Genomic DNA, 11,287 nt, shown 5'->3' on the forward strand with positions numbered 1-11,287 from the left:
GGGAGCGTTTACATGCTAGAAAAATATAAGAAACCATTAACGCTTAATGGTATTACATTAGACTATACAAAAGAAACATTTGTTATGGGGATTCTCAATGTTACACCAGATTCCTTCTCAGATGGTGGAAAATACAACAATGTAGAAGCTGCTGTTGCTCAAGCGAAAAAAATGGTGGCTGAAGGGGCTAAAATAATTGATGTAGGTGGGGAATCTACACGCCCTGGGTATGAACGAATTTCAGATGAAGATGAAATTGCACGTATTGTACCCGTTATTCAAGCATTAGCGAAAGAAGTAAGGGCTGTTATTTCCGTTGATACGTATAAAGCACATGTAGCCCGTGCCGCTATTGAAGCAGGGGCACATATGATTAATGATATTTGGGGTGCGAAGGCTGAGCCAGAAATTGCTCAGGTTGCTGCGGATTTACATGTGCCTATTATTTTAATGCATAATCGCGAAAATATGGATTATGGTGTTGATTTTTGGGCGACAGCAAAAATGGATTTAGAGAAAAGTATTGCCATCGCTCAGCAAGCGGGGGTTCCTGAACATCATATCATCTTAGATCCAGGTATCGGCTTTGCTAAAAATACTGGCCAAAATATAGTTATGATGCAACACTTAAAGGATTTAGTAGCTATGGGTTATCCTGTATTATTAGCAACGTCACGTAAATCAATGATCGGCAATGTCTTAAAACTACCTGTTGAAGAGCGTCTTGAAGGAACAAGTGCGACAGTGGTTTATGGAATTGAAAAGGGCTGTCATATGATACGTGTTCATGATGTAAAGGAAATGACGCGTGCAACGTATATGGCTGATGTCTTAGTGGGAAAACGTTTGTTTAAGGAGGAAGCGTGATGGATTACATTCATTTAAAGGACATGCAGTTTTATGGCTACCATGGTGTATTAGCAGCAGAAACAACTCTAGGTCAACGCTTTCGAGCAAATGTTTCCCTTGCTGTAGATATGACAAAGGCTGGAGAAACAGATGATCTCTCTTATACAGTGAACTATGCAGAGGTCTATGCATTATGCCGTGATATTGTGGAGGGTGAACCGTTTAAGCTAATTGAGGCTTTGGTCGTGAGAGTAGCGGATGCAATATTAACAACCTACCCTGATAAAGTAAAAGGAGTTCGTGTAGAACTAATTAAACCAGACCCACCAATTCATGGCTATTACAAAGAGGTGTCTGTTGAGGTAACGAGAGGTGATTTCTAATGAAGGATGTCTATTTATCTATCGGAACGAATATGGGAGAGAGATATGAGAATCTTCAGCACGCAGTTACCCTTTTAAAGGAAAAGGAAGGTATTAAGCTTATTTGTGTATCGTCCGTTTATGAAACTGCTGCAGTGGGTTATACAGATCAGGCAGATTTTTTAAATATTGCTGTTCATCTAAAAACAGATGTTTCTTCTGCTGATATGTTGAAGATTTGCCAATCCATAGAACAGGAATTAGGGCGTGTTCGAGAATTTCGCTGGGGCCCACGAATCATTGACCTTGACATTTTACTTTACAATCACGAAAATATTGAAACGGAGAGTTTAACAGTTCCCCATCCAAGAATGTACGAAAGAGCATTCGTCTTAGTACCATTAGTAGAGATTGCAGCATCACCCTTTGATGTACAGCTACAACAAGCGCACGATCTGTTGCAGCAAATGGATTGCGAAAATGAAGGTATAATCCTATGGAGTCCGTTTGAAGAGTTTTCAACGGTGCATTAAGTAATAGTGTGTGGATGAATGATCAATGCATAGCATTAACAATAGATAGCAAATAATAGGTAAAAGCTTTTAGAGGAGGAAGACAACGTTGAGTCTTACAACAGAGAAGCCGTTTCAAATTGGCGATATCGTCATGGACAATCGAGTGGTTTTAGCGCCGATGGCTGGGATCTGTAACTCTGCTTTCCGATTAACGGTTAAAGAGTTCGGAGCAGGTCTCGTGTATGCTGAAATGATTAGTGATAAGGGTATTGTCCAAAAAAACGAAAAAACATTAGGGATGCTTTATATCGATGAACGTGAAAATCCTCTGTCATTGCAAATTTTTGGTGGAGATAAAGCAACTTTAGTGGAAGCGGCGAAATATGTGGATGAAAATACAACTGCTGATATTATTGATATCAACATGGGGTGCCCTGTTAATAAAATCATTAAATGTGAAGCAGGAGCCCGCTTGTTACTTGATCCAAATAAAGTATATGAAATGGTAGCGGCTGTTGTGGATGCTGTCAAAAAACCGGTCAGCGTAAAAATGCGTATTGGCTGGGATGACGAGCATATTTTTGCGGTGGAAAATGCACAAGCTGTTGAGCGTGCAGGGGCAGCAGCGGTGGCGGTTCATGGTCGTACACGTGTACAAATGTACGAAGGTAAAGCGAATTGGGATTTCATTCGTCAAGTGAAGGAGAATTTAAACATTCCTGTGCTTGGTAATGGAGACGTGGAAACACCACAAGATGCTAAACGTATGCTTGAAACTACAGGAGTAGATGCAGTCATGATTGGACGTGCTGCATTAGGTAATCCATGGATGATTTACCGCACGGTTCAATACCTAGAAACAGGTGAGTTAAAGGAAGAACCAAGTGTTCGAGAAAAAATGGATGTATGTCTCCTACACTTTGAACGTCTTCTCCAATTAAAAGGAGAAGGAATTGCGGTGCGTGAAATGCGTAAACATGCGTCATGGTATTTAAAAGGAATTCGTGGTAATGGGAAAGCACGTAATGCTATTAATCAAACAGAAACGGCGGCAGACCTTCGTGTGCTATTAAATGGCCTTGTGCAGGAATATGAAGAGAGCAAATTTAATTTAGTCGGTCCAGAAGCTAAGGAATTAATTGTATAGTGATATGTATAGGGCGTCTCGGTATTTTTAAAAGAGGCGCCTTTGTGTTGCTAACTTTAATTTTTAGAATTATTAATCATCTTTTGTTGGATTGAAAATAAATTGAAACAGATGATTACAGCACTAAAATTGTGTACAATAGAAATATTATGGACGTAAACGCGGACAATTTACTTAAGGAGTGAAACAAGTGTCAAATAATATAGAAGAATTAAATGATCAACTTTTGGTGAGACGCCAAAAAATGACGACAATACTAGAAAACGGACAAGACCCTTTCGGAAGCCGTTTTGAGCGTACACATTTATCAACAGCAGTGCGTGAGCAATTTGCAGACCAAACAAAAGAGCAGCTAGAAGAAAACCTTCAGGAGGTTGTTATTGCGGGTCGTATTATGACGAAACGTGGTAAAGGAAAGGCTGGCTTTGCCCATATTCAAGATTTAGGTGGCCAAATTCAAATTTATGTTCGTCAAGATCATGTAGGCGAGGAAGCATATGAATTATTTAAGCAAGCAGACTTAGGAGATATTGTTGGAGTACGTGGAAACGTATTCCGTACACAAGTTGGAGAGCTTTCAGTAAAAGCGGAGGGCTTCACGTTCCTTACAAAAGCACTTCGTCCTATGCCAGAGAAATTCCACGGCCTACAGGATGTTGAGCAACGTTATCGCCAACGTTACTTAGATTTAATGACAAATGAAGATAGTAAAAAAACATTTATAACTCGTTCTAAAATCATTCGTGCAATCCGTAATTATCTAGATAACTCTGGATATTTAGAAGTAGAAACACCAATGCTTCATACGATTGCTGGTGGTGCAGCTGCTCGTCCATTTATTACGCACCACAATGCACTAGATATGGAACTATATATGCGAATCGCAATCGAATTGCATTTAAAACGTTTAATAGTTGGTGGTTTAGAGAAAGTTTATGAAATCGGTCGTGTATTCCGTAACGAAGGAATCTCTACACGTCACAACCCTGAATTTACAATGATTGAGCTATATGAAGCATATGCTGATTATCAAGATATCATGTCACTAACTGAAAACCTTATTGCACATGTTGCGCAAGAAGTTCTTGGTACAACGACAGTTCAATATGGAGAAGATGAAATCAACCTTGCAGTAGGTTGGAAACGAGTACACATGGTAGACGCTGTAAAAGAGGCAACAGGTGTAGACTTCTGGCAGCCAATGACAAAAGAGCAAGCGCAAGCACTTGCAAAAGAGCACGGAGTAGAAGTGAAAGATGTTCATGAAGTAGGTCATATCATTAATGAATTCTTTGAACAAAAAGTAGAAGAGACTCTTGTGCAGCCAACATTTGTATATGGTCATCCAGTAGAAATTTCACCTCTTGCGAAGAAGAATCCAGAGGACGAGCGTTTCACAGATCGTTTTGAGCTATTTATTGTTCGTCGTGAGCATGCAAATGCCTTCACAGAATTAAATGATCCAATCGACCAACGCCAACGCTTTGAAGCGCAATTAGCAGAAAAAGCAGCTGGTAACGATGAAGCACATGAAATGGACAACGATTTCATTGAAGCGTTGGAATACGGTATGCCCCCAACAGGTGGACTAGGTATTGGTATTGACCGTTTAATCATGCTTCTTACAAATTCACCATCAATTCGTGATGTATTATTATTCCCAACAATGCGTCATATTACAAAATAGTTAAATTGTAATGAAGTCTTTTCGTGAAGCAATAAAAGAATAGTAATGAATGAAGAGGAGAATTCACAATATAGGTGAGTTCTCCTCTTTTTAAGCTATAAAAAAATTAAGTTGTTTAAACGAGGATTAAATTTAGGTTATACTTTTATAGTTCTATGTTTTTCAAATTCAAAAAGTATAAAAAGAAGTATTTTTATTGGGGGCTTATAATGAATTACAAAATTATTAACAAACAAGTATTTGAACAGGCACAACTACGTTCGGTTTCTGATGTGCCATTTACTGAAGAAGAACTTGAGAATGGTATGAAATTAGTGGTTGCTAAAAAAGATGAGAACCTTACTTTATATTTAGTAGAAATAGATGGCCACAAGAAATTCGACGTTCGTTGGGATGACTCTTCTGAAGTTTTCAGTGGCTGGTATTCTGCGTGGGACAATTTCTTATGGTGCTTAAATATTGTGGATCCTCAAGCGGATGACCTTAAATAGGGACATAAATAGCAGTAAGCAGGCGCTAAAGTGCAGTAGAAGCACTTTAGCGCCTGCTTATTTGTTAGGAAATGAAAAACTAAATAGAACTTTATAGTGAATTATATAGGAAACGTTGTTATAGCGGTTATAAAATTAAAAGTAGGTTTGTGCGAAAGGTTAAACATAAATGCTTAGATTCAAACTATCCAGAAGACAACGGGATTTATTCATAGTAGCGTTATAGCATGAAATTATATTGCTATGTTGATTACAATTTACAAGACTTTGATTTATAAATCTGAAGGAGTAATGTTTACAAACAAATACCACTGAGATTTCCTTCCCTAAACAAATGGTATCTTGAGAATAAATAAGTATTTTTATTTTAAAACATTGAGATTTAAAAGAAAGAGATGTATAGTAAAACAAATAATTAAGTAAGCAAAGAGAATATCTCAATTTGGTATTCTCGTAAATGCACAAAAATGCTTATAAATTTATGTTTTTTTAATTCAATAGATTTTATTAAAAAAACACTTGCCAAGTCTATCATAACGTGATAAATTATTACTTGTCGTTAAGACGACGTAAGAACTAACATCAAACTTCAAAAACAATTTGAATAAAAAGATGTTGACTTGGTAAAGTGGTTATGATAAGATTTAAAAGTTGTCTCTTCTGGGAATGAAAGTTTTCTTGAAAAAGATGTTGACAACGAGAAAAGATGTTGTTATAATATAAAAGTTGCTGTCGAAAGATGGTTGACGAAATGAACCTTGAAAACTGAACAAGCAAAACGTAATCAATAAAGTTTTCAGTAACTAACTTCGGTTAGTGAATGAAACAAAATTTTGGACATCAAAAAATGATGCCAGCAAAACAATTTGAGCTATTCAAATTTCTTTTATGGAGAGTTTGATCCTGGCTCAGGACGAACGCTGGCGGCGTGCCTAATACATGCAAGTCGAGCGAACAGAGAAGGAGCTTGCTCCTTCGACGTTAGCGGCGGACGGGTGAGTAACACGTGGGCAACCTACCTTATAGTTTGGGATAACTCCGGGAAACCGGGGCTAATACCGAATAATCTGTTTCACCTCATGGTGAAACACTGAAAGACGGTTTCGGCTGTCGCTATAGGATGGGCCCGCGGCGCATTAGCTAGTTGGTGAGGTAACGGCTCACCAAGGCGACGATGCGTAGCCGACCTGAGAGGGTGATCGGCCACACTGGGACTGAGACACGGCCCAGACTCCTACGGGAGGCAGCAGTAGGGAATCTTCCACAATGGGCGAAAGCCTGATGGAGCAACGCCGCGTGAGTGAAGAAGGATTTCGGTTCGTAAAACTCTGTTGTAAGGGAAGAACAAGTACAGTAGTAACTGGCTGTACCTTGACGGTACCTTATTAGAAAGCCACGGCTAACTACGTGCCAGCAGCCGCGGTAATACGTAGGTGGCAAGCGTTGTCCGGAATTATTGGGCGTAAAGCGCGCGCAGGTGGTTTCTTAAGTCTGATGTGAAAGCCCACGGCTCAACCGTGGAGGGTCATTGGAAACTGGGAGACTTGAGTGCAGAAGAGGATAGTGGAATTCCAAGTGTAGCGGTGAAATGCGTAGAGATTTGGAGGAACACCAGTGGCGAAGGCGACTATCTGGTCTGTAACTGACACTGAGGCGCGAAAGCGTGGGGAGCAAACAGGATTAGATACCCTGGTAGTCCACGCCGTAAACGATGAGTGCTAAGTGTTAGGGGTTTCCGCCCCTTAGTGCTGCAGCTAACGCATTAAGCACTCCGCCTGGGGAGTACGGTCGCAAGACTGAAACTCAAAGGAATTGACGGGGGCCCGCACAAGCGGTGGAGCATGTGGTTTAATTCGAAGCAACGCGAAGAACCTTACCAGGTCTTGACATCCCGTTGACCACTGTAGAGATATAGTTTCCCCTTCGGGGGCAACGGTGACAGGTGGTGCATGGTTGTCGTCAGCTCGTGTCGTGAGATGTTGGGTTAAGTCCCGCAACGAGCGCAACCCTTGATCTTAGTTGCCATCATTTAGTTGGGCACTCTAAGGTGACTGCCGGTGACAAACCGGAGGAAGGTGGGGATGACGTCAAATCATCATGCCCCTTATGACCTGGGCTACACACGTGCTACAATGGACGATACAAACGGTTGCCAACTCGCGAGAGGGAGCTAATCCGATAAAGTCGTTCTCAGTTCGGATTGTAGGCTGCAACTCGCCTACATGAAGCCGGAATCGCTAGTAATCGCGGATCAGCATGCCGCGGTGAATACGTTCCCGGGCCTTGTACACACCGCCCGTCACACCACGAGAGTTTGTAACACCCGAAGTCGGTGAGGTAACCTTTTTGGAGCCAGCCGCCGAAGGTGGGATAGATGATTGGGGTGAAGTCGTAACAAGGTAGCCGTATCGGAAGGTGCGGCTGGATCACCTCCTTTCTAAGGATTATTTCGGAATACAAACCTAGGGTTTGTAAGATTACGTTTTGCGTTCAGTTTTGAAGGTTCATTCTTCTTGAATGAACATCTTCAAAACTTGTTCTTTGAAAACTGGATAAAACGACATTGAAATTGTAACAAACACATTTATTTTTTTAAGTTTTTTTATAGGCTTAATAACATTAAAAGGTTTCAAGACACGAGCAGTTCTAGGAAGCAATCGAGTGAATGAAGGAGCGTACTTGAGTACGTGACTGATTGAACGAGTGAAGCTGACAACGAAATGTGATGTGTATTGAAAGCTGATAGGTTAAGTTATTAAGGGCGCACGGCGAATGCCTTGGCACTAGGAGCCGAAGAAGGACGGCACTAACACCGATATGCTTCGGGGAGCTGTAAGTGAGCTTTGATCCGGAGATTTCCGAATGGGGGAACCCACTACGTTTAATCGCGTAGTATCTTGACGTGAATACATAGCGTCTTGAAGGCAGACCCAGGGAACTGAAACATCTAAGTACCTGGAGGAAGAGAAAGAAAAATCGATTCCCTGAGTAGCGGCGAGCGAAACGGGAAGAGCCCAAACCAAGAGGCTTGCCTCTTGGGGTTGTAGGACACTCAATACGGAGTTACAAAAGAGCGAGTTAGATGAAGCGACTTGGAAAGGTCCGCCAGAGCAGGTAAAAGCCCTGTAGTCGAAAGTTCGTTCTCTCCTGAGTGGATCCTGAGTACGGCGGAACACGTGAAATTCCGTCGGAATCTGGGAGGACCATCTCCCAAGGCTAAATACTACCTAGTGACCGATAGTGAACCAGTACCGTGAGGGAAAGGTGAAAAGCACCCCGGAAGGGGAGTGAAAGAGATCCTGAAACCGTGTGCCTACAAGTAGTTAGAGCCCGTTAATGGGTGATAGCGTGCCTTTTGTAGAATGAACCGGCGAGTTACGATTACGTGCGAGGTTAAGCTTTAGAAGGCGGAGCCGCAGCGAAAGCGAGTCTGAATAGGGCGAAATAGTACGTGGTCGTAGACCCGAAACCAGGTGATCTACCCATGTCCAGGGTGAAGGTAAGGTAACACTTACTGGAGGCCCGAACCCACGCACGTTGAAAAGTGCGGGGATGAGGTGTGGGTAGCGGAGAAATTCCAATCGAACTTGGAGATAGCTGGTTCTCTCCGAAATAGCTTTAGGGCTAGCCTCGTGATGAGAATACTGGAGGTAGAGCACTGTTTGGACTAGGGGGCCATCCCGGTTTACCGAATTCAGACAAACTCCGAATGCCAGATATTTATGCACGGGAGTCAGACTGCGAGTGATAAGATCCGTAGTCAAAAGGGAAACAGCCCAGACCACCAGCTAAGGTCCCAAAGTAATCGTTAAGTGGAAAAGGATGTGGCGTTGCACAGACAACCAGGATGTTGGCTTAGAAGCAGCCATCATTTAAAGAGTGCGTAATAGCTCACTGGTCGAGTGACGCTGCGCCGAAAATGTATCGGGGCTAAACGATTCACCGAAGCTGTGGATTGACATCTACGATGTCAGTGGTAGGAGAGCGTTCTAAGTGCGTTGAAGTCAGACCGGAAGGACTGGTGGAGCGCTTAGAAGTGAGAATGCCGGTATGAGTAGCGAAAGACGGGTGAGAATCCCGTCCACCGTATGACTAAGGTTTCCTGAGGAAGGCTCGTCCGCTCAGGGTTAGTCGGGACCTAAGCCGAGGCCGATAGGCGTAGGCGATGGACAACAGGTTGATATTCCTGTACCACCTCCTCACCGTTTGAGAAATGGGGGGACGCAGTAGGATAGGGTAAGCGCGCTGTTGGTTATGCGCGTCCAAGCAGTAAGGCGTGTGTGTAGGCAAATCCGCACACTGTAACGTTGAGCTGTGATGGCGAGTCCGTATGGACGAAGTTCCTGATTTCACACTGCCAAGAAAAGCCTCTATCGAGGTGAGAGGTGCCCGTACCGCAAACCGACACAGGTAGTCGAGGAGAGAATCCTAAGGTGTGCGAGAGAACTCTCGTTAAGGAACTCGGCAAAATGACCCCGTAACTTCGGGAGAAGGGGTGCTCTTGAGCGTGCAAGCGCATGAGAGCCGCAGTGAATAGGCCCAGGCGACTGTTTAGCAAAAACACAGGTCTCTGCAAAACCGTAAGGTGACGTATAGGGGCTGACGCCTGCCCGGTGCTGGAAGGTTAAGAGGAGTGGTTAGCGCAAGCGAAGCTGCGAATTGAAGCCCCAGTAAACGGCGGCCGTAACTATAACGGTCCTAAGGTAGCGAAATTCCTTGTCGGGTAAGTTCCGACCCGCACGAAAGGCGTAACGATCTGGGCACTGTCTCAACGAGAGACTCGGTGAAATTATAGTACCTGTGAAGATGCAGGTTACCCGCGACAGGACGGAAAGACCCCGTGGAGCTTTACTGTAGCCTGATATTGAATTTTGGTACAACTTGTACAGGATAGGTAGGAGCCAGAGATCTCGGAGCGCCAGCTTCGAAGGAGGCGTCGGTGGGATACTACCCTGGTTGTATTGAAATTCTAACCCATGCCCCTTAGCGGGGCAGGAGACAGTGTCAGGCGGACAGTTTGACTGGGGCGGTCGCCTCCTAAAAGGTAACGGAGGCGCCCAAAGGTTCCCTCAGAATGGTTGGAAATCATTCGTAGAGTGTAAAGGCACAAGGGAGCTTGACTGCGAGACCTACAAGTCGAGCAGGGTCGAAAGACGGGCTTAGTGATCCGGTGGTTCCGCATGGAAGGGCCATCGCTCAACGGATAAAAGCTACCCCGGGGATAACAGGCTTATCTCCCCCAAGAGTCCACATCGACGGGGAGGTTTGGCACCTCGATGTCGGCTCATCGCATCCTGGGGCTGTAGTCGGTCCCAAGGGTTGGGCTGTTCGCCCATTAAAGCGGTACGCGAGCTGGGTTCAGAACGTCGTGAGACAGTTCGGTCCCTATCCGTCGTGGGCGTAGGAAATTTGAGAGGAGCTGTCCTTAGTACGAGAGGACCGGGATGGACACACCGCTGGTGTACCAGTTGTCTTGCCAAAGGCATCGCTGGGTAGCTATGTGTGGACGGGATAAGTGCTGAAAGCATCTAAGCATGAAGCCCCCCTCAAGATGAGATTTCCCATTACGCAAGTAAGTAAGATCCCTCAAAGACGATGAGGTAGATAGGTTCGAGGTGGAAGTGTGGTGACACATGGAGCTGACGAATACTAATCGATCGAGGACTTAACCAAAAACGTTTGAAACATTCAATGAACCGTTTATCCAGTTTTGAAAGAACAAGAAAGTTTTTTAAAAAAACTTGCATTTATAACGAAATAAGTTATAATAAATCTTGTCTTTTAAAAAGTCTAGTGATGATGGCAAAGAGGTCACACCCGTTCCCATACCGAACACGGAAGTTAAGCTCTTTAGCGCCGATGGTAGTTGGGGGCTTCCCCCTGTGAGAGTAGGACATCGCTAGGCATATTACCCAGGAGGATTAGCTCAGCTGGGAGAGCATCTGCCTTACAAGCAGAGGGTCGGCGGTTCGAGCCCGTCATCCTCCACCATACGCCGGTTTAGCTCAGCAGGTAGAGCAACTGACTTGTAATCAGTAGGTCGTGGGTTCGATTCCTATAGCCGGCACCATTTTTTAGAGCCATTAGCTCAGTTGGTAGAGCATCTGACTTTTAATCAGAGGGTCGAAGGTTCGAGTCCTTCATGGCTCACCATTTTTAATAATAGTAAGCGGGTGTGGCGGAATTGGCAGACGCACTAGACTTAGGATCTAGCGCCGCAAGGCGTGGGGGTTCGA

At 43.9% G+C, this 11,287-nt stretch carries 6 protein-coding genes, 4 tRNA genes and 3 rRNA genes (1 of these 13 only partly in view); all 13 read left to right on the forward strand.

Annotated features, from left to right (window positions below):
- Positions 1-12 precede the first annotated feature (12 nt).
- Positions 13-867: a dihydropteroate synthase gene (gene folP, locus V6670_RS00520; protein WP_338652224.1), complete on the forward strand. Its 855-nt coding sequence runs from the start codon at positions 13-15 to the stop codon at positions 865-867.
- Positions 867-1,232: a dihydroneopterin aldolase gene (folB, locus tag V6670_RS00525; RefSeq protein ID WP_036120703.1), complete on the forward strand. Its 366-nt coding sequence runs from the start codon at positions 867-869 to the stop codon at positions 1,230-1,232. Before folP ends, folB begins: the two co-directional genes overlap by 1 nt.
- On the forward strand, positions 1,232-1,744 hold the full coding sequence (gene folK, locus V6670_RS00530; protein WP_338652225.1) for a 2-amino-4-hydroxy-6-hydroxymethyldihydropteridine diphosphokinase: 513 nt from the start codon (positions 1,232-1,234) through the stop codon (positions 1,742-1,744). The genes folB and folK overlap by 1 nt, the downstream gene beginning before the upstream one ends.
- An 88-nt stretch (positions 1,745-1,832) precedes the next feature.
- The gene (gene dusB, locus V6670_RS00535) at positions 1,833-2,873 is read left to right on the forward strand and encodes a tRNA dihydrouridine synthase DusB (RefSeq protein WP_338652226.1); all 1,041 of its coding nucleotides are present in this window, start codon (positions 1,833-1,835) and stop codon (positions 2,871-2,873) included.
- Between the two features lie 181 nt (positions 2,874-3,054).
- Positions 3,055-4,560, forward strand: a complete 1,506-nt coding sequence (lysS, locus tag V6670_RS00540) for a lysine--tRNA ligase (RefSeq protein WP_338652227.1) — start codon at positions 3,055-3,057, stop codon at positions 4,558-4,560.
- A gap of 209 nt (positions 4,561-4,769) precedes the next feature.
- On the forward strand, positions 4,770-5,051 hold the full coding sequence (locus V6670_RS00545; RefSeq protein WP_036123109.1) for a hypothetical protein: 282 nt from the start codon (positions 4,770-4,772) through the stop codon (positions 5,049-5,051).
- 885 nt (positions 5,052-5,936) lie between these two features.
- Positions 5,937-7,488 (forward strand): 16S ribosomal RNA (locus tag V6670_RS00550).
- Between the two features lie 308 nt (positions 7,489-7,796).
- Positions 7,797-10,724, forward strand: a 23S ribosomal RNA gene (locus V6670_RS00555).
- 116 nt (positions 10,725-10,840) lie between these two features.
- Positions 10,841-10,956, forward strand: a 5S ribosomal RNA gene (gene rrf, locus V6670_RS00560).
- The 16S, 23S and 5S rRNA genes sit together here with 4 tRNA genes alongside, the layout of an rRNA operon.
- A 10-nt stretch (positions 10,957-10,966) precedes the next feature.
- Positions 10,967-11,042 (forward strand) — tRNA-Val (locus V6670_RS00565).
- 3 nt (positions 11,043-11,045) lie between these two features.
- A tRNA-Thr gene (locus V6670_RS00570) sits at positions 11,046-11,121 on the forward strand.
- Positions 11,122-11,128: 7 nt separating this feature from the next.
- Positions 11,129-11,204, forward strand: a tRNA-Lys gene (locus tag V6670_RS00575).
- 16 nt (positions 11,205-11,220) lie between these two features.
- A tRNA-Leu gene (locus V6670_RS00580) sits at positions 11,221-11,287 on the forward strand (it continues 18 nt past the right edge of the window).

Source organism: Lysinibacillus sp. Y5S-8, from assembly GCF_036894365.1.
In the GTDB taxonomy this organism is placed as follows: domain Bacteria; phylum Bacillota; class Bacilli; order Bacillales_A; family Planococcaceae; genus Lysinibacillus; species Lysinibacillus fusiformis_D.